20 protein-coding genes are annotated in these 18,343 nt (G+C 37.4%); 5 read left to right on the forward strand and 15 right to left on the reverse strand.

The window, feature by feature from the left end; translation table 11 throughout:
• The 8 genes from MHI34_RS06495 to MHI34_RS06530 all read right to left on the reverse strand — a co-directional run bounded on the left by MHI34_RS06495 (nt 1) and on the right by MHI34_RS06530 (nt 6,878).
• Nucleotides 1–795: a transporter substrate-binding domain-containing protein gene (locus tag MHI34_RS06495; protein WP_036125757.1), complete on the reverse strand. Its 795-nt coding sequence runs from the start codon at nt 793–795 to the stop codon at nt 1–3.
• A 316-nt stretch (nt 796–1,111) separates the two neighbouring features.
• Nucleotides 1,112–1,471 (reverse strand): Na+/H+ antiporter subunit G, encoded by a 360-nt coding sequence (locus MHI34_RS06500; protein WP_036125106.1) that lies wholly within the window; start codon nt 1,469–1,471, stop codon nt 1,112–1,114.
• On the reverse strand, nt 1,449–1,733 hold the full coding sequence (locus MHI34_RS06505) for a Na(+)/H(+) antiporter subunit F1 (RefSeq protein ID WP_036125101.1): 285 nt from the start codon (nt 1,731–1,733) through the stop codon (nt 1,449–1,451). The genes MHI34_RS06500 and MHI34_RS06505 overlap by 23 nt, the downstream gene beginning before the upstream one ends.
• On the reverse strand, nt 1,733–2,215 hold the full coding sequence (locus tag MHI34_RS06510) for a Na+/H+ antiporter subunit E (RefSeq protein WP_036125100.1): 483 nt from the start codon (nt 2,213–2,215) through the stop codon (nt 1,733–1,735). Before MHI34_RS06510 ends, MHI34_RS06505 begins: the two co-directional genes overlap by 1 nt.
• Nucleotides 2,215–3,720 carry a Na+/H+ antiporter subunit D gene (locus tag MHI34_RS06515; RefSeq protein WP_036125097.1) on the reverse strand — a complete coding sequence of 502 codons (1,506 nt, stop codon included), beginning with the start codon at nt 3,718–3,720 and terminating at the stop codon, nt 2,215–2,217. Before MHI34_RS06515 ends, MHI34_RS06510 begins: the two co-directional genes overlap by 1 nt.
• Entirely contained in the window at nt 3,713–4,051 is a 339-nt protein-coding gene (locus MHI34_RS06520; protein ID WP_036125094.1) for a Na(+)/H(+) antiporter subunit C, read from the reverse strand. The genes MHI34_RS06515 and MHI34_RS06520 overlap by 8 nt, the downstream gene beginning before the upstream one ends.
• 3 nt (nt 4,052–4,054) lie before the next feature.
• Nucleotides 4,055–4,477 carry a Na(+)/H(+) antiporter subunit B gene (locus MHI34_RS06525; RefSeq protein ID WP_036125091.1) on the reverse strand — a complete coding sequence of 141 codons (423 nt, stop codon included), beginning with the start codon at nt 4,475–4,477 and terminating at the stop codon, nt 4,055–4,057.
• Complete coding sequence (locus MHI34_RS06530) at nt 4,467–6,878, reverse strand: Na+/H+ antiporter subunit A (RefSeq protein WP_342504280.1); 2,412 nt, start codon at nt 6,876–6,878, stop codon at nt 4,467–4,469. Before MHI34_RS06530 ends, MHI34_RS06525 begins: the two co-directional genes overlap by 11 nt.
• A 567-nt stretch (nt 6,879–7,445) precedes the next feature.
• Between MHI34_RS06530 and MHI34_RS06535 the strand changes: the two genes are divergently transcribed.
• Nucleotides 7,446–8,132, forward strand: a complete 687-nt coding sequence (locus MHI34_RS06535) for a histidine kinase (protein ID WP_036125087.1) — start codon at nt 7,446–7,448, stop codon at nt 8,130–8,132.
• A gap of 33 nt (nt 8,133–8,165) precedes the next feature.
• On the opposite strand, the gene MHI34_RS06540 is transcribed toward MHI34_RS06535, so the two are convergent.
• On the reverse strand, nt 8,166–9,371 hold the full coding sequence (locus MHI34_RS06540) for an MFS transporter (RefSeq protein WP_036125084.1): 1,206 nt from the start codon (nt 9,369–9,371) through the stop codon (nt 8,166–8,168).
• A 102-nt stretch (nt 9,372–9,473) separates the two neighbouring features.
• Between MHI34_RS06540 and MHI34_RS06545 the strand changes: the two genes are divergently transcribed.
• Nucleotides 9,474–10,193 (forward strand): DUF421 domain-containing protein, encoded by a 720-nt coding sequence (locus tag MHI34_RS06545; RefSeq protein WP_080717103.1) that lies wholly within the window; start codon nt 9,474–9,476, stop codon nt 10,191–10,193.
• A gap of 20 nt (nt 10,194–10,213) precedes the next feature.
• Here MHI34_RS06545 and MHI34_RS06550 read toward each other — a convergent pair whose 3' ends face one another.
• The 6 genes from MHI34_RS06550 to MHI34_RS06575 all read right to left on the reverse strand — a co-directional run bounded on the left by MHI34_RS06550 (nt 10,214) and on the right by MHI34_RS06575 (nt 15,127).
• A complete protein-coding gene (locus MHI34_RS06550; RefSeq protein ID WP_036125082.1) occupies nt 10,214–10,918 on the reverse strand; it encodes a CBS domain-containing protein in 705 nt (234 codons plus the stop codon).
• Between the two features lie 834 nt (nt 10,919–11,752).
• On the reverse strand, nt 11,753–12,535 hold the full coding sequence (locus MHI34_RS06555) for an ABC transporter permease subunit (protein ID WP_330493871.1): 783 nt from the start codon (nt 12,533–12,535) through the stop codon (nt 11,753–11,755).
• Nucleotides 12,532–13,416: an ABC transporter ATP-binding protein gene (locus tag MHI34_RS06560; RefSeq protein ID WP_036125076.1), complete on the reverse strand. Its 885-nt coding sequence runs from the start codon at nt 13,414–13,416 to the stop codon at nt 12,532–12,534. Before MHI34_RS06560 ends, MHI34_RS06555 begins: the two co-directional genes overlap by 4 nt.
• A complete protein-coding gene (locus MHI34_RS06565; RefSeq protein ID WP_004233126.1) occupies nt 13,413–13,616 on the reverse strand; it encodes a PLD nuclease N-terminal domain-containing protein in 204 nt (67 codons plus the stop codon). The genes MHI34_RS06560 and MHI34_RS06565 overlap by 4 nt, the downstream gene beginning before the upstream one ends.
• Before the next feature lie 111 nt (nt 13,617–13,727).
• The gene (locus tag MHI34_RS06570) at nt 13,728–14,159 is read right to left on the reverse strand and encodes a dual specificity protein phosphatase family protein (protein WP_342504281.1); all 432 of its coding nucleotides are present in this window, start codon (nt 14,157–14,159) and stop codon (nt 13,728–13,730) included.
• A gap of 20 nt (nt 14,160–14,179) precedes the next feature.
• Nucleotides 14,180–15,127: a carbohydrate kinase gene (locus MHI34_RS06575; protein WP_342504282.1), complete on the reverse strand. Its 948-nt coding sequence runs from the start codon at nt 15,125–15,127 to the stop codon at nt 14,180–14,182.
• Between the two features lie 342 nt (nt 15,128–15,469).
• On the opposite strand from MHI34_RS06575, the gene MHI34_RS06580 reads away from it, so the two are divergent.
• From MHI34_RS06580 to MHI34_RS06590, 3 genes are all read left to right on the forward strand, one after another.
• On the forward strand, nt 15,470–16,033 hold the full coding sequence (locus MHI34_RS06580) for a GNAT family N-acetyltransferase (RefSeq protein ID WP_036124951.1): 564 nt from the start codon (nt 15,470–15,472) through the stop codon (nt 16,031–16,033).
• An 18-nt stretch (nt 16,034–16,051) separates the two neighbouring features.
• Complete coding sequence (locus MHI34_RS06585; RefSeq protein WP_036124953.1) at nt 16,052–16,966, forward strand: DMT family transporter; 915 nt, start codon at nt 16,052–16,054, stop codon at nt 16,964–16,966.
• A gap of 199 nt (nt 16,967–17,165) precedes the next feature.
• Nucleotides 17,166–18,272: an extracellular solute-binding protein gene (locus MHI34_RS06590; RefSeq protein ID WP_036124955.1), complete on the forward strand. Its 1,107-nt coding sequence runs from the start codon at nt 17,166–17,168 to the stop codon at nt 18,270–18,272.
• Nucleotides 18,273–18,343: the final 71 nt, after the last annotated feature.

An 18,343-nucleotide genomic window follows, 5' to 3' on the forward strand; every position in this document is an offset into this window, starting at 1 on the left:
TTATTCAACTTTTTCTAACCATTTTTCTTCTAACTCTTGAATTTTTCCTTCTTCTGCTAATTCTTTTAGTGCTTTGTTAATTTTATCTTTCAAATCGCTGCCCTTTGGAACTGCGATCGCTTTGAAATCTTCCGGTTGTTCTTCTACAGGAAAGGCTTCTAATTGGTCATTTGTTTTTAAATAACCTTTCGCAACGCCACCCTCTAAAATACCTGCGTCTAAGCGTTTAGACATCATATCTTGAATAATCTCAGGGATACGTGTACGTCCTTCTACTGCTACATCTACTTTTTTTGCAATATCATTACCTAAATTTTCTTGAATAGATGCTGTTTGTACACCAATCTTTTTTCCAGCCAAGTCAGCTTCTTTTTTAATGCCGCTATCCTTTTTAACAATGATTACTTGCTCTGTTTCATTGTATTGATCAGAGAAATCAACCACTTTTTCACGATCTGGGTTTGGTGTCATACCCGAAATAACTACATCAATTTTCCCTGCTTGTAATGCTGGTACTAAACTGTTGAAGTCCATATCTTGCACTTGCATGTCAACGCCTATTTTTTCTCCAACTAATTTGATTAAATCAATATCAAATCCAATAATTTCTTCACCTTTAGCTGCATCAACATATTCAAATGGAGCATAGTCAGCTGAAGTACCAACCTTTAATACTTGCTTGTTCCCTGTATCAGTATTAGATCCTGTATCGCTTGCATTATTATCTTTAGTGCCGCATGCTGCAAGTACACCTATAACAAGTACAAGCATTACCATGAATAACTTGTTCTTCATAATCATTGATCTCCTTTTATTTATAATTTATTGTGTATGAGAATTCATTTCTCGAAAATAGTTGATTGGATATTTATTCATACTTAAGAATAAAAAATCTATCTGCTAATTAAGATATACTCTTTTGAAATAATAATCAAGATAAACTAAAAATATTTTAGCGAATTATTATATACATAATTTTCAGATAAGTCAATTTATTTATATTTCAATTGCTCTTTACTATACTATTTTCCGAAAGCACAACAATTATCCCATAAATAATGAATTAAAAATAAATAAAAAAAGACCCCCAATGTAATGGAGGTCCTCCAATTTATTTTTCCTCAGGAAACAACTTTGTCTTTAGCTCGTCCTCTCCAGAGCCTTCTGCTAATGGAACATGCGAACGATAAGCTGCGCGGCAGATTAAATGTCCAGCAACTGGTGCTGTTACAAAGACGAAAAGAATACCTAAAATGAGGCGTACACTGACAAAACCATCATGCACCCAAAAATAGATAAACGTACCTAGTAAACAAGTTAACACTGATAATGTAGAGCTTTTCGTAGCAGCATGTGATCGTGTATACACATCTGGTAAGCGAATCATGCCAAATGCGCTAATAACGCTCACTATTGAACCTATCAAAATAAGGATGACGGCCGCCCATTCAATCATTTGATTTACGTTCAACAATCACACCTCTTTCAATATATTTGGTAAAGGCAATTGTACCAATAAACGCTAAAATACCTAAAATAAGAATGGCCTCCAAATATGCCTTCGTCTTTAAAATAATCGAAACAATCGCAATGGCCGATAATAGATTTACACCAATTGTATCGAGAGCTATGGCTCGATCAGGCATTGATGGACCACGGATGACTCTATACAGCGACAGCGCAATGGAAATACTAAAAAAAGCAAGCGCTAGCAGTAGAATATTGGTAATCATTAGCGTGTCACCTCCATTATTGCTTGTTCAAATTTCCCAATTGAGCGTATGACAGCATCCTTAGACTGCTCAATGTCCATGGCATGGATATAAAAGACATCGCCCTCTTCTGATACTTCCATCACTACAGAGCCAGGTGTTAACGTTAGCAGTAAGGCAAGAGCTGTAATCTCCCAATCGCCCTTAAGTACCGTTTTATACGTGAAAATACCAGGTGTAATGTTAAGCCTTGGAGTAGTTATTTGTCTTATAACGCTATAACTTGATAAAAATAGCTCCCAATTAAACAGCCATAATAATTTTAAGATTGAAAAGACACGTCGCAAATAAAATTGGGTGCCATAAAAGCGATGCATCGCATATAAAATACCCATACCTACAATAAAGCCCATTAAAAATGTCGAAAAATGTGGTGTCACTTCATCCTGTAAAAGTAACCAAAGTGTTGCGATAAATAAATTTAAGATAAACTGCATCGCCATTATTTATTCACCTCACCTTGCCATAAATCACCATCTAAAACAGCATCAATATAAATAGATGGTGTATAAAGTGTTTCCGCTGCATCTGTTACAAAAGGTGCCAATTTTTCAGCCCCAATACCTAAACCGAGTGTACATGCAGCCAATAGTGTTAATGGTAGCAGAATACGTTTTGGTAAAGGTTTTTCATCCTCTATACTAATGATGGTTTCTCCAAAAAAGGAAGAAAGAAATATTCGTAGCAGTGAATACAAAACAATTAAACTAGAGAAAAATCCTAGACCTAATAGAACAAAATTGCCACCTTCTATCGCACCTTGTCCAATTAAAACTTTTCCTAGAAAACCGCTTAATGGCGGTATACCAGCTAAAGAACACATAGCTACAAAGAATAACCATCCAAAAAAAGGATAATTTCGTATAAGTCCACTCATTTTATCTATTACCGTTTCCCCAGTGACATAAATCATCATACCAATTGCTAAAAACAGCATAGCCTTGGCTACCATATCATGCATTAAATAGTAGACAACGCCTTGCAAGGCTGATTCTGTACCAATCGCTAGACCAGCTACTATAAAGCCAACACCAATCAGCACATTGTAGGAGGCAATCGTTCTGACATCTCGTCCTGAAAGAGCGCCGATACAGCCTGCTATAATCGTGACTCCAGCCATTATGCCGAGTGCCATGTGTGTGACTTCCGTATTGTTAGGGAAAAGCAATGTAAAAGTACGTACAAGTGCATAAATCCCTACCTTTGTTAATAAAGCAGCGAATAAAGCAGCAATAGCAGTTGGTGGTACACTATAGGAGCCTGGCAACCAGAAGAATAATAAAAGTCCAGCCTTCAAGCTGAAGACAATTAAGAAAATAAGCGCCACTGTTGTAATAAGGGGATTAGTCCCTGCCTCCATCACACGAACAGATATATGGGCCATGTTTAATGTACCAACTGTGCCATATAGGAAAGCTAACGCCACTAAGAAAATCCAAGAGGCCACAATATTGATGAGCACGTATTTCAATGCTTCACGCAGTTGAATTTTCTCGCCACCTAAGCTAATAAGTGCATAGGAAGCAAGCAGCATTACTTCAAAACATACAAATAAGTTAAAAATATCGCCCGTCAAAAATGAGCCGTTAACGCCCGCTACCATGAGTAAGGTAAATGGATAAAAATACATTTTTTCATACCTTAACTCCATCGTAAAAATTGCATATAGTATACAAATAACGGCCACAAGATTAGCAACTAACACTAATAATGTTGCAAATGAATCTGCCACAAATGAAATACCAAATGGCGGAGCCCAGCCACTAAAATCAATTCGCAATATACCTTGATGTTGAATCTCTAACAATAAAATAATGCTAATAATAACAATAAAGCTTAATGTCAATAAGCTGATGATACGTTGTAACATCACATGCTCTTTTAAAAAAACCAGTAAAATAGCTGTAATTACCGGTACAATTAATGGTAAGACAATTATATTACTCATCCGGCGTACCTCTCAATTCATCAAAATTCCCTGAACCATTTGTCTTGTACGCACGATAGCCTAAAACTAAAACAAATGCAGTAACAGCAAAGCTAATCACAATAGCTGTTAAAATTAACGCTTGTGGTAATGCATCTGTATAAGGGCCCTCTGATTCCCCTAATAATGGTACAGCTCCTTTTTTAAGACCTCCCATTGTCAGAATCAGTAAGTGGGCAGCATGTGATAAAACAGCAGTGCCTAATATAACACGCAATAACTGTTTCGAGAGGATTAAGTACGTTGCAACAGCTACTAATATACCTACTAAAACAAGTATTAAAGACTCCATTGGCTACTCATCCTCACTTATACTTAAAATAATTGTCACGACAACACCCACCACCGTTAAAGCTACACCCGCTTCAAAAATGGTTACGGTTGAAAAACCCATTTTCCCAAATATCGGCACATCAATATACGTATAGGCCTGTGTTAAAAACGGCACATCGAAAAACAACGAACCTATTGCAGTTCCAGTTGCAAGCAATACGCCTAATGCTGCAACCTTTTTAAAGTCAAATGGCATTCCTTTATGCACAGTCTCAATATCATAGGCTAGGTATAATAAAACAATGCCAGAAGCTAACACGAGGCCACCTATAAAGCCACCACCTGGCGCGTGATGTCCAGCAAAGAACAAATACACGCCAAGTGTTAAAATAATGAACACGACTGTCTTTGTGACCGTCCTTAATATCACATCATTAATTTTCACGATCTGCTTCCTCCTTTCGTGGCTTAAGCTTTGTCAACATATAGACCCCTAAGCCAGCAATCAGAAGAACAACAACCTCTAACATCGTATCAAAGGCACGGAAATCCCCTAGAATTGTATTGACAATATTGGAACCCCCAGCCAATTCATAGGAATCATTGAAGTAAGTGGACACTGGTTCAAAGCGATCGTAGTGTACGACTGCCAATCCAACCATTGTTACGGTTGCCCCAACAAAAATGGAGATCATCGCTTTTGACCATTGAATCCTTTTGCGAGGAGCTTCCGGCATTAGATCTGGTAAATATTTAAAGCACAACAGGAATAAAGCCGTTGTTACCGATTCAACAACCAATTGTGTTAAAGCTAGATCTGGTGCACGGAAAATGACAAAGAAGAAGGCAATGGAATAACCTAATACACCATTTAACAACATAGCTGTCACACGACCTTTTGCAAAAATCATCCAAACTGCTGCAAAAATCATGACAAATACAAGAATTAGCTCATAGTATTCAACAGCAGAGTCCATGTCAAAATGAAAGGTCATTGCGTCTGACCAAATAAAATAACCAGCAATAAGTGCAACGAAAAATACATATATATAGACAAAATAATGTGTTAAATTACCTGTCATATATTTACTAGTGAGCTTCTTAGAGCCGCTTTCACTCATCTCAATTATTCGATTGTAATACGTATTAAACGTATACTTTTGTGAAAATAGGCGATAAAGTGGCTTCCAGCTTTTTAATGTTTTGAATAAGATTATCCCAATAATAATGACACCTAGCGTCATTATTAATTCCGCATTGATGCCATGCCACGCATGGACATGTGGTGTTAATTCACTTGTTGTTGGGAATGTAGGATAAATACTTGCCATAGCAGGCTCTAAAATATAGTGACCTAGCACATTTGGGAAGAAAAAGATACCTATTACCAACAAGCATAAGATTATTGGTGAAATTAACATGCCAAACGGAGCTTCATGTGGTTTTCTATCCATCTTCTCTGGCTGTAGTTTACCCAAAAATGTACGGCTAATTAATATCAAACTGTAAACAAATGTAAAGATACTTGCCACCCATGCTACTAATGGGAAAAACAGCCCTACATCAGCAATTGAGAATGCCTCTACATCTCGAATAGCCAATACCGCAGCAAAAAACATTTCCTTACTTAAGAAACCATTAAATGGCGGTAATCCTGCCATCGAGAAGCTACCGATAACTGCGATTGTAAATGTTATAGGCATTAAAGACATTAAGCCACCTAAACGGCGAATATCACGAGTACCTACTTCATGATCGACAATTCCAACCATCATGAATAAGGCTCCCTTAAATGTCGAGTGATTCACAAGGTGAAATAACGCCGCAAAGCTTGCTTGTGTATAGAGCATAGAATTCTCTGCATAGCCATAATAATGACCAACAGATCCAAGGCCAAATAGACTCATAATTAAGCCCAGCTGACTCACTGTTGAAAAAGCTAATAAAGCTTTTAAATCCGTTTGACGAACAGCATTAAAGGAACCCCAGAATAGTGTAATTAGACCAACGACACTGACTAGCCAGAACCAAATGGCTTCTCCTCCAAAGACTGGTGAAAAACGGGCAACTAAATAAATTCCTGCCTTAACCATTGTCGCTGAGTGTAAGTAAGCACTAACAGGTGTTGGTGCTTCCATAGCATCCGGTAACCAAATATGGAATGGAAATTGAGCAGACTTTGTAAAAGCTCCTAGTAAAATTAAAATTAGCGCTGGCGTAAACAGAGAATGATCACGTATTACTTCTACATTAGCTACAATTTCACGAATACTAAATGTTTGAGAGGCCACGTAAAGCATTAAGAAGCCTGCAAGCATCGATAGACCACCAAAGACTGTAATCATCATCGCCTTTTTAGCTCCTGCGCGAGATGCTTTTCTATGGTGCCAAAAAGCAATTAATAGGAATGATGACACACTTGTTAGTTCCCAAAATGTGTATAATACCATTAGGTTATCTGAAAAAACAACGCCAAGCATAGCGCCCATGAATAGTAATAAATAGCAGTAAAAATGATGAAGAGATTCTTTCGTTGATAAATAAAAAATAGAATATAAAATGACTAAACTACCTACTCCTGTAATCAGTAAACCAAAAATCATACTGAGTCCATCAAGGTAAGTTGTGAAATTTATATTAAAAGAGGGAATCCACTCATATGTATGGATAAATGTTTTACCCTCGGCAAGTTGAGGAATATAGCGCGCGAGTAAAAGAAACAAGATAAGTGGAACAGATAAAACAAACCAGCCAAGATGTGTGACACGCCTTAGTCGCCTATAAAGCAATGGGATTAGTGCAGCACAAACAATTGGCAAAAGTATTGCGATGAGAACAGTAACCAAATGAAAACCTCCTACTATCAAAATCATCTAGCAAATTTTTGTGGTGATTGGAATGGTAAGTGCTAAGACTCTAGAAATTTGTTCAAGCTAAGTAACATATCAGATCTATTCTTGAAATTTTTTAAATGGAATGTGGTGGGGTGTGAAAAAGTGCCTTGTCGTTTATCAAAAATGGTTATGTTAGTTATTTAGTCACTTCTAACCCGATGCAAGCCTAAATAACTTGTGGAAAATCAGATAATTTATACAGTTGTAACTTAGGTTATATCAGTACAATGAAGACACTTGACTATCTATTTAACACACTGCATAATAGTGTGGCATATGAAAGCAATTTTGCTCAGATGCACATAATGCATAAATTAAATAATTTTAAATTATTGATTTAAGCTTAATCCTTCAAGGGTTTTCCAATATATTTCCGTTAACTTTTATACGTTTTTAAGTATACAATATAAATGAGCATAATGCACTGTAACAGCATCAATTTTAGCTGTTTTAGGATAATTTTTTCGATACAACAGTGAAATTAACAAAATACCAACAGATAAGAGGTGTACATTTTTTATGAAGCATGTAAAAGGGCGTTTGGATGAAAGTATATTAGTTTGTGTTTACTACGGCTTAAATGGCGAACGTTTAATACGTCGTGGTCATAAGATGGCCACAATGCTAGATTGTCCACTCTATATTCTTTCAGTCGATTCGCAACCCCTTGATGCATTTGACGCAGAAAAATCTAGTTATATAGAGCAATGGAAGAAGCTATCAGATGAACTTGAGGTTGAAAAATTCATTTTGCAAGATAATGAAAAACGCCCCATTCAAAAAGTTATTGCAGAAGTCGCAAAGAGTTATGGTATTTCACAAATTATCGTAGGGCAAAGCGCACAAAGTCGTTGGGAGGAAATCACTAAAGGTTCTTTCCTAAACGTACTGTTAAAAGAAGTTCCTTTTGTAGACTTTCATATTGTGGCTGTTCAACGTCCAACAGACGATGATGCAAATGAAACATATGAAAAAGGAGTACGTGCTTACTTAATTAAAGAGCAGGATCACTTTAAAGTAGCATTTACTTGCCCTAAATATGTATCCATCGAAGGTATATTTTTCAAGGAAATTGGCACGGACTTTGACAATGGCATCTTTAAATTTACTTACAATGATAAAATGCATGAAGTTCATATTTCAGAGGGCTACGTGATCGATCAAGAGAAGTTGCCAGCAGAATTTTTAGCTCCATTAAGACAATAAAAAGACGCGTACCTCTTAAAGAGGACGCGTTTTTTAAACTGCAGTGGATGCTGGTTTATCCTTCGGTAAAAAGAAGGCAATCAACAATAATAACGGTAATAAGGAAACGACCATCATAGTAAAATCAATCCCTTTATGATCCATTAAAATGCCGATAACCATCGCACCTATTGCTCCCATACCAAAGGCAAAGCCCGTTGTTAAGCCAGCCATTGTACCAATTTTTGTTGGTACTAGCTCTTGAGCATAGACTACCGTTACGGAGAAGCTAATCATAATCAATGTACCGATAATGACTAAAAATATCATAGCGGCCCATAATGGTACATAGGGCAATGCTAAACAAAATGGCATTGGCACTACCACAGAAAGAATAATGACATTCTTTCTACCAATACGATCTGATAAAGAGCCTCCGAAAAATGTACCTACTACCCCGAATGCCATGAAGGTGAATATTAATATTTGTCCTAGTCGCAGGCTGACATCATAGTGATCCATCAAATAAAACACATAAAAGCTTGTTATATTTGTTGTATAAAATGATCGTGCAAAAATAATTGTAAATAATAATGTTAACGCAATTCCTACTTGTTTCTTTGTTAAAGGAGGCAATGTTGAGATTAGTACACGTTTTTTCTTCGCTATACGCTCTTGCTCCAATTGTTTTTTATACCATGTAGCTATTTTACTCAATAAAATGATACCAAACGTTGCAACGACTAATACGATTGCAGCACCACGCTGCCCGAAAATATCAAAGATGTACGCACTAATTAACGGTGCAAGAGCTTGTCCTGAATTTCCTCCTACTTGATAGATAGACTGAGCAAGTCCTCTTTTAGAACCAGCTGCCATAAATGAAACTCGCGATCCCTCAGGGTGAAATATAGCTGAACCAAAGCCGATAAATAATACCGCAATAATAATAATCCAATACTGTGTTGTAAACGCGATAATGGCGATACCTATAAAAGAACTAATCATACCTATTGGTAAAGCATAGGGCATTGGTTTTTTATCACTGATAAAGCCTACAGCAGGCTGTAATGCAGAAGCAAATATGTTTAAAACAAAAGAAATCATACCAATTTGTGTAAAGGTCAAACCTAATTCACTCTTAAATATCGGAAACATCGCTGGGATAACAGCTTGCATCGTATCATTGATAAGGTGAGCAACACCGATTGCAACCATAATTGGATAGATTGGATTTGTTAAATTTAATTGTTTATTCATGTTGCCACCTCGCTCATATTTTGTTTATACAGGATTGTCGCATACTATCGACCATTTTGCACAAGCTATAGTTCGACAGCTGTAAAAGGAGTTGATATATGCATGGAAAGCTTTATTCATGCTCACTTTTGGGAAATGATTCTTCGAACAACACTTTCGTTTTTTGCATTACTCATTCTGGCACGTATACTTGGGAAAAAACAATTGGGCCAGTTAACATTCTTCCACTATATTACAGGTATTACATTTGGTTCGATTGCTTCAGAAATAGCCTCACAGGAAGAAACACCTTTTTTAGATGGTATGATATCCCTCGTTTGGTGGAGTGCTTTAACCTATTTGATGACCGTCATTACCATTAAATCTAAAAAGGCTCGTGTTCTCATCGATGATAAACCTACCATCGTTATTCAAAAGGGGCTTATATTAGAATCAGCTCTACAAAAAAATCGTCTTCATTTAGATGAGCTAACAATGATGCTACGTGAACAAGCCATTTTTTCTGTACAGGATGTTGAATATGCTATGTTAGAAACAAATGGTAAACTCAGTGTTTTACAAAAAACTTCTGAGCAAGTGGCTACGAAGCAAGATGTGAAAGCGGATGTATCACCACCTACTTATCTGCCTACAGAAGTCATTTCGGATGGTCAACTTATTACAGAAAATATAGTTGAGCTTGAGCTAACAGAAGATTGGGTATTGAAAAAATTAAAAAAACAAAATGTGCAATCAGTAGAAGAAGTTTATTTTGCTCAAGTCCAAACAAATGGATCCTTATACATTAGCCTAAAAGACAAATCGAGACATTCAAGCCCGTAATTGTTTGTCTCGTCTCTTTGTTAGTCGATCTTTACTATATCTAATGGTGTAATGATACCTAGTAATTTTTGATGTGGTTCGCCATGCTCTGTTATTAGTAAGGCCTCGAAGCGCCTTCCCCTTTCGACCCCTTGTTTAAAAATCTCCTCAGCCTCATAGATCGTTAAAGATCTGCTGACAAATTTGTAATTTACTCTATTTTTCTCATGCATTAAAATATCATGCAACGTAGGAATCCTTTTTGGTAGATGGTCACCACCCATTTTTGAAGCAAGCCAATTGGTAATTCCTACTGTCGTGATAAGCCCTTTAAATTGCTTATTATAATAAACTGGGAACTGCGTAAATTTGCGTTGGCGTATCACTTTTAGTACATGTTTCAATGAATCGTTTTCCTGAAAAACCAGTACTCTTTTACGGAACATTTGTCCCACAAGCGTTGGCTTAGCAAGGGTAGCATCTATGTATTCAATTCTTTCTACAACATCGGTATGTGGTTCTGCAATGACATAATGTAAGGAAGTACGATGATGCACAATAGCATTACGTAAGTCGGCATATGAGCGTAAATCATCCTCATATTTCTTCACCAAGACATCCTTTTTCTTCGCTTGATCAATCAGTCGATAAAAAGCCATAAAATCCTTGGCTCCTACAATATCTCGTAATCTATGATCTATTCGATTAAACGCTGTCAGGAAACGATCGGAGTTTTCAGTCCCCACTTTTCATGTACCTTCTTTCTCTATTCATCTATATATTTTCCGAGTTATTTGACAAATTTCGAGTTACACACCCATTATATTCCTAAGTTATGGAGATTCCAAGAATGTAGTTTTTAAATATAGAAATGAATTAACAATTCCCCCTTGAAAGTGACGTAACGTTATTTTATATACTAGCTGTAACAGAGAGGGGGATTAGTTATTTTGCTGACGATTCACCATGTTTCCAAGCAAACTGGCTTACTGTGAGGAGATTGGACTGTTACTTCCAACAGCAAAGACGGAGGATGGACAGAGGATTTACGGTGAAAATGCCCCAACAAATCGTATTTTTAAAGGCATCAGGATTCAAATTAAAAGAAATTCAAACTCTACTAAATAATTCATGGGCGTGGCAAACAAGTTAACTTTTATAGCGGAGGAACAAAAGAAATGACAACAGATGGAGAGTGCCATACTTGGATTAAAGAACGCTGCGGCTATTGAGGGAGGGCTAACAGAGTCCCTTATCCAGAAATTCATCCAGCTTTCGAATCAATAACGAGATAAAAAGCAAGCTTTCCGACAGCAAATTTTTGTAGCTGCCGAAATAGATCGCATTAACTTGGGATGATTACACCAGGAATCATTCTACTTGTTTTACATCTTTTATTCTGTGGATTTATGAATCAACCGTTAAGAAAAATTCAAACACTTTTTGATCAAAGTATAAGTTCTGCTCTTTCTTGGATTATGTTCTTTGTCGGGCTGATACTGCTTATAAATGGTGGGATGATTTAAAAATAAAAAACGGTAAAAACTCATCGTAAACTGGTTTTTACCGTTTTATCTTTTTTAGATTTTTGCCATAGACGCATTTCTTTTCATCATCGCGATCCCAATGCTAATACAGATAATTGTTAATGCCACAGTCATTATTAGGCTCCACCAATAGTCTGACATGTCCATTGCTCCTCGTACTAGCAAAATTCCATAGCTCGCTAGTTTCCAAGGAGATATTGTCCAAAAGATTCCCACTATCATATCTACGATTTGCCCTACAAAGATCACCGTAAATGCACATGTAGTAGCTATAACCGTTTTAAAACTAGCACTCATCAGTAATGAGACAGCTATTACAAATAACAGCCAAATATAGTACGTACAAAAACTAATTAGTAGTGCTCCAATGTCCAAAGTTCCATATAATATGCTTGTGTAATATACACTTGCAGCAAAGCCAGCTAAAATACTTACAAAACAAACTGTGCCTATAACAATAAACTTACTCATAAAGTAGGCGCCATATGAAATGGGCCGTGCATATAAGAGGGTAGCCATGCCACTTGCTCGTTCTTTACTAATAGCCCCTACAAATGAAGCCATCATCACCAGTAAGCCTATTGTTTGAAACTGTCCAATAGAAGCTTGGAGTAAATCAACTGGCACTAATTCTGGCATTAGCATTTCAAAGCCCTCAGGTACATTCCCAACAGCATTTAATATATCCATCATATAATAGTTTGTTAGTGGATCACTCATTCCAAGCAAAGCAAACACGAGAGGTATCCATAAAAATTTCCAGCTCCGCCATGCTTCTCTATATTCCTTTTGCAGAAGTACTTTGAATCCACTCATGCTTTTTTCGCCACCTTCATGAAAATTTCTTCCAGAGATGCTGTTTGTCGCTCCACTTTTCGGATGGTATAAGGACATGCACTTAAACGTTGTAGCAGCTCCTTCATCGTTGGCTCCTCATTCACAACCTCAATATACACATAACAACCGATTATAGTATAGGATGGATCCGCAAAAAGCTTCGCCTCTTCTTCACTGCCAAATTCAATTACATAGTTTTGCTCATCAAAACGTTGCCGTACCTCACGTAATGTACCCTGTTCCACTAGTTTTCCATTTTGCAAAAATAATAGCTGGTCTGTCATTTCTTCCGCATCATTTAAAATATGCGTTGAATATAAAATGGTTGTCTCTTGTTGTAAACCTTTTAATAAATCGAGCACTTCTCTGCGTCCAACGGGATCTAACGCTGAAACTGGTTCATCTAATAGCAGTAATTTAGGCTTATGCACAATTGCCTGGGAAATACCAAGACGTTGCTTCATTCCCCCAGAAAAAGTGGCTATTTTTTTATGTAGCGCATCCCCCAACCCTACGAACTCTAATGTTTTTTGTGCTTCTAATTTAGCTTTTTTGGCTGCTACACCATTCAACCTAGCAGCCATTTCTGTAAACTCTAATGCACTTAGCCAAGGATGAAACTGCGGATATTGAGGTAAAAACCCTATATTCGCACGTAAATCTCCATTTAACATCCTTACACTTCCAGCAGTCGGTTTTAAGAGCCCTGTTAACATAGATAAAGTTGTTGTCTTGCCAGCTCCATTTGGTCCAATTAAAGCTGTTGAAGTCTTTTCTTCTAACACGAAATGAATATTATCTACAACTGTGTGCTCTGCAAATTGCTTGGTCAAGCCTGTAACTTGAAGTAATGTTGTCATGACTGCTTTCTCCCTACTATAAAGTACGCAATGGACCCTAATAGATTGGCAAATAGAATGATAAATACCCATAAAATTTTAGGACCATTTGTGGCATGGATTTTACGCAGATCAATAAGCGCTACGATCATTAATATAATTTGAACGATGATGAGCGGTGCGATAACCGCCCATGGAACCTTTGCTAATTCCTCCATCATACAGATCACCTCATCATTTGTTATATATTAACTATAACAACTTTGTTCTAATATGTATAGAACAAAATAAAATTTAATAAAAAAGATGCACCCTAATAGGTACATCTTTTTTTATTTATATAGTTGTTGCAATGCATCTTCCATTTTTGGGCGAATGGATACTTGTGGACGAGCTTTTTTAACTGCTGCTTCTGCTTCCTCTAATGAATTAACCATTCCCAGCTCCATTAATGCGGCTGCGGCGGCAACACCTGCACGTCCGCCACCACTTCCACAGTGAATATATACTTTTTGCCCGTCCTCGAAGGCTGATGCAATTTCTTTCGCTACTTGTTGAATAGATGGTGCTACCTCAATCTCTTCATCTGCAATTGGCAAATGTTTATAAGAATAAGGAACTGTTTGCTGCTCTTGTGTGGAAAGCCCTTGAACACGAACATCTATCACAATATTTACGGATTCTTGTGCAAATGCAGTCTCAGCGTCTTTTGCACCACCAAAGAATAGTCGATCTTCTACTAAAACATCGTAGTTCTTTTCCATATTCTCCACATCCCACATGTTTATTTTAGTAAATGCTTAATGTCCTCATAATATGGTAGGGCAGTTAATGCACCTGCTTTTGTGGCAGCAAAAGCTCCTAATTTATTGCCGAAGCTTGTACAGCGTACGAGTTCTTCTTGCGTTGTAGGTAAGCCATTATAATGGACATCACGTAGTACGCCTGCCATAAATGCATCGCCCGCACCTGTCGTATCTACAGGTACTACCTTCTCCGTCGGCACATGGAGAACCTCACCATTAAGTACAGCATAAGTACCATTTTCTCCTACTGTGATTAAGATAATAGGCACTAAATAGCTATTGAGATGTGCAATGCCCTCTTCTAAGGTAGTTGTCTCTGTCAGGAAGAATAATTCATCATCCGTAACCTTTAAAATATCAACATCCTCAAAAAATGATGTAATCGTCTCTCGACAAATTTCCTCACTGCTCCAACGTAGCGGTCGAATATTGGCATCCATTGCAATAATTGCACCCTTATCCTTTGCCATTTCTACAGCAGCTCGCGTTGTGGCAAGTGCTGTTGGATGGAACATAGTACCTGAACATACTGTTAAAGCCGAAGCATGTTTAAAAGCTGCTTCATTTAGCTGTGATGGTTCCACTTGTAAATCGGGTGTTTCATCAACATAATCTTTAAAAATCCGCTCACACGCTTCTGTAAGATGCACATATACGCCACTTACTCGCTTTGCTGGATTAAATACGGCATAATCCAGTTGTACACCCTCTTGGGCAAGCCCATCTCGCACAAATTGAGAGCCTTCGTCATCCCCTGTAATAGTAATTAATGCCGACGGTGCCCCAATTCGGCTAATACCAGCTGCAACATTTACCGTTGCACCACCCATATATTTAGTAAATGATGTGTTTGTTACATCATCAGCAATATAGTCAATAAAAGCATCTCCATAGACTAAAATAAAACCCTTCTCTTGCTTTGTCATGATTGTCCTCCAAAATGTCTAGTCATTATAGATTAACACGAAAATTGTCATTCTATCAATGACGCCGGGGCGTCATTGCGTCCAAATATTTTCGAGCTGACGAGTAGAAGTGAATCTATAACTGGCTGTCTGTCCGTCCTGTGACAACGGTTGACTGATCTGCATCATACAAGCCTCTTTTCAAAATCTTTGATATCAGCTAGAGCCATTGTTTTAATTTAGTGTTTTGTTGAACACCTGCTGGATTAAGCTAATGGGTTTTACTTTTGTTAGTGGGCTATAAAATTTGAGTCAATCTCTATCTTTGTTATACTTGCCTATAGAAAGGTAGGGATTATCAAGATGAGTATTACAATTCGACAAGCGCAACCACATGATGCCCATGCCGTTGTGCCTCTTATTATCGATGCAATTGGTGAAATTGCTAATCGCTTAACTGGCGAGAAATCAGCTGAAGCTGTTATACAAGAACTGACAATTCTTTTTCAACGTGACGACAATCGACATTCTTATTTAAATACCTTTGTCGCTACTGAAGGAGAGCAAATATTAGGGATTCTCGTTTATTATCACGGTGCACAAGCCGTTCACATGGATGCTAACCTTGTTAAATGGCTAGAAGCAAAAAACGCTACATCCATTGTCATTGATCAAGAAGCACATGAAGATGAGGCATATATCGATACTGTTTGCGTAGCACCAGAAGCACGAGGTAAAGGAATTGGAACATTGCTATTACAATTTGCCGAAGAGCTAACAAAGCAGCGCGGCTATACAAAATTATCATTAAATGTTGAAACCCAAAAAGAAGATGCTCGCCGACTTTATGAGCGTTTGGGCTTTGTTATTACAGAGCCATGGTCCATAATCGATGAGCCATTCCATCACATGGTGAAACAGTTTTAGGAAGTGAAATATTTATATATGAAAACAAATTTTATTTACCCTCTTTTGATTGTCATTGCTTCTAGTAGCTACGGTATATTGTCAACGATTGTCAAAGTAGCTATGCAGCATGGCTTTACAACATCAGAGGCAGTATCAAGTCAGTATATAATTGGCTTTTTACTCGTTGTAGCCATTTTTATTTTTACAGACAGAAAATTACCGAGTCCATCCAAAAAGGGCTTACTTATTTTAATTTGTGCTGGAATTTTTACTGGGACGACAGGAATAGTGTATGGAGAATCTTTAAAATATCTACCCGCTTCTCTTGCGGTAGTCATGCTATTCCAATTTACATGGATTGGTCTGCTAATTGATTGTGCCCTACACAAAAGATTACCCAGTCGACCTGAAGTAATTTCGATCATTATCTTATTTGCAGGAACTATTTTAGCTGCTGGTGTATTAAATGTAGATTTAAGTGGCATCCCTATCCAAGGGTGGCTATTTGGCTTTGCAGCAGCCTTTACCTTTGCTTGCTTCATTCAATTCAATTCGCGGCCTGTCGAGGGAGTTACTACGACTTCTCGGGTATTAATCGTTTCCTTCGTAGCCCTTATTATGATTAGTATTTTCCTTAGCCCTGAGGTTATTTGGAATGGCCAATTATTCATGCAAGGCTTATGGAAATTTGGACTAGCACTAGGTCTTTTCGGTATCATTTTACCAATTTACTTATTTTCAATCGCTATTCCTAAAGTCGGTGGCGCGCTAGCTTCCATTTTAAGTGCCATCGAATTACCAGTTGCCGTTACAGTTTCGGTTATTGTTCTGCATGAACCTTTAACCGCTGTACAAATCGTAGGGATTATTCTCGTTATTGCTGGTATGATGCTGCCAACCATTATTGCACAACGGCAACAAAAAGACAGCTTATTAGAAGCCCATTCATAAATCGACAAAAAACTCCTTAAAAATGGAATGATTCCTTTTTAAGGAGTTTTTTTGAATTTTGCTGAAATCGCATTGCTTACTGTTAAGTACTTAGCTATGATGAAGGCAAATGTAATTTTTTAATAATTCTAACATTAATCTTATCCTTTCGTATTATACTGCAATATGCAAGTACCTTACTTTATGAAAGGAGAAGATGATGAAAAAAACCCGCATTCTTGGTTTTTTCCTTGTGTTGATGTTTTTAGCTTTAGCTGCTTGTAACGGCAATAATCAGCAAAATTCTACAGATGGTGCAGCAAATAAAGACAAAACATCTGATGGTGATAAAACAGAAGTGGCAGCAACGACACCTTCAGGAAAGCTTGTCATTTACACAGGTCGTGATGAAGAAATGGTGCAAAATGTGATCGATCAGTTTAATGAAAAATACCCAGACATTGAGGTCGAGTTTTTAACGATGGGGGCACAGCAAATTTTAGAGCGCCTCCGCGGTGAAAAGGCCAATCCTCAAGCAGATTTTTGGTGGGGTGGAACGCAATCCGCTCTCATTGTTGGAGCAAATGAAGACTTATTGCATGCTTGGCAGCCTAGCTTTATCGGTGCCATTGATGCCTCACACAAAGATGCAGATGGACGTTGGTTTGGTGAGATGTTGCTACCAGAGGTCATTATGATTAATAGTGATTTACTGACAAAAGAAACAGGGCCTCAGGACTGGGATGACCTATTAGATCCTAAATGGAAGGATCAAATTCTAATTAGAGGTGTGCTTGCGTCAGGTACAATGCGCACAATTTATTCCTCTATGATTGTACGACAGGGAGACGATTCACCTGATAAAGGCTATGAATGGTTATTACAATTAGATGCTAATACAAAGGAGTATACACAAGATCCTAATGCCTTATATTTAAAGCTAACACGACAAGAAGGTAGTGTTTCTTTATGGAATTTGCAAGATATTTTATTAAAGAAATATACGACTGATTATCCTTTTGATTATATTTATCCAAAAAGTGGTGCACCTATTTTAGTAGATGGTGTAGCCGTTGTAAACAATGCGAAAAACTTAGACAATGCAAAACTATTTGTAGAGTTCTTATTTGAAAAAGAAATGGTGACACAATTGGCGAACGATTATTATCAAATTCCTACACGTTCTGATATCGATAAGGCTTCCATGCCAGAATGGTATCAGGAATTAGATTTAAAAACGTTCGATATTGATTGGCAGCTAATGTCTGACAAAGAAGCTGAATGGATGGAATATTGGGATAACAATGTAAAAGGGCGCGGCAAATAATAAAATAGGTAAAAATTCGACTTGTGCTGCGAATTTTTACCTTCCTGTATCATCTGCATTCTTTGTTAGAG

Source organism: Lysinibacillus sp. FSL L8-0126 (assembly GCF_038630385.1).
Lineage (GTDB): Bacteria > Bacillota > Bacilli > Bacillales_A > Planococcaceae > Lysinibacillus > Lysinibacillus fusiformis_D.

Excerpts from the sequence above, each read along its gene's own strand:
- MHI34_RS06495 (WP_036125757.1), bottom strand. The coding sequence starts at position 795 with ATGAAGAACAAGTTATTCATGGTAATGCTTGTACTTGTTATAGGTGTA.
- MHI34_RS06505 (WP_036125101.1), bottom strand. The coding sequence starts at position 1,733 with ATGATTACCAATATTCTACTGCTAGCGCTTGCTTTTTTTAGTATTTCC.
- MHI34_RS06510 (WP_036125100.1), bottom strand. The coding sequence starts at position 2,215 with ATGGCGATGCAGTTTATCTTAAATTTATTTATCGCAACACTTTGGTTA.
- MHI34_RS06515 (WP_036125097.1), bottom strand. The coding sequence starts at position 3,720 with ATGAGTAATATAATTGTCTTACCATTAATTGTACCGGTAATTACAGCT.
- MHI34_RS06520 (WP_036125094.1), bottom strand. The coding sequence starts at position 4,051 with ATGGAGTCTTTAATACTTGTTTTAGTAGGTATATTAGTAGCTGTTGCA.
- MHI34_RS06535 (WP_036125087.1), top strand. The coding sequence starts at position 7,446 with ATGAAGCATGTAAAAGGGCGTTTGGATGAAAGTATATTAGTTTGTGTT.
- MHI34_RS06540 (WP_036125084.1), bottom strand. The coding sequence starts at position 9,371 with ATGAATAAACAATTAAATTTAACAAATCCAATCTATCCAATTATGGTT.
- MHI34_RS06545 (WP_080717103.1), top strand. The coding sequence starts at position 9,474 with ATGGAAAGCTTTATTCATGCTCACTTTTGGGAAATGATTCTTCGAACA.
- MHI34_RS06555 (WP_330493871.1), bottom strand. The coding sequence starts at position 12,535 with ATGAGTGGATTCAAAGTACTTCTGCAAAAGGAATATAGAGAAGCATGG.
- MHI34_RS06560 (WP_036125076.1), bottom strand. The coding sequence starts at position 13,416 with ATGACAACATTACTTCAAGTTACAGGCTTGACCAAGCAATTTGCAGAG.
- MHI34_RS06565 (WP_004233126.1), bottom strand. The coding sequence starts at position 13,616 with ATGATGGAGGAATTAGCAAAGGTTCCATGGGCGGTTATCGCACCGCTC.
- MHI34_RS06570 (WP_342504281.1), bottom strand. The coding sequence starts at position 14,159 with ATGGAAAAGAACTACGATGTTTTAGTAGAAGATCGACTATTCTTTGGT.
- MHI34_RS06575 (WP_342504282.1), bottom strand. The coding sequence starts at position 15,127 with ATGACAAAGCAAGAGAAGGGTTTTATTTTAGTCTATGGAGATGCTTTT.
- MHI34_RS06580 (WP_036124951.1), top strand. The coding sequence starts at position 15,470 with ATGAGTATTACAATTCGACAAGCGCAACCACATGATGCCCATGCCGTT.
- MHI34_RS06585 (WP_036124953.1), top strand. The coding sequence starts at position 16,052 with ATGAAAACAAATTTTATTTACCCTCTTTTGATTGTCATTGCTTCTAGT.
- MHI34_RS06590 (WP_036124955.1), top strand. The coding sequence starts at position 17,166 with ATGAAAAAAACCCGCATTCTTGGTTTTTTCCTTGTGTTGATGTTTTTA.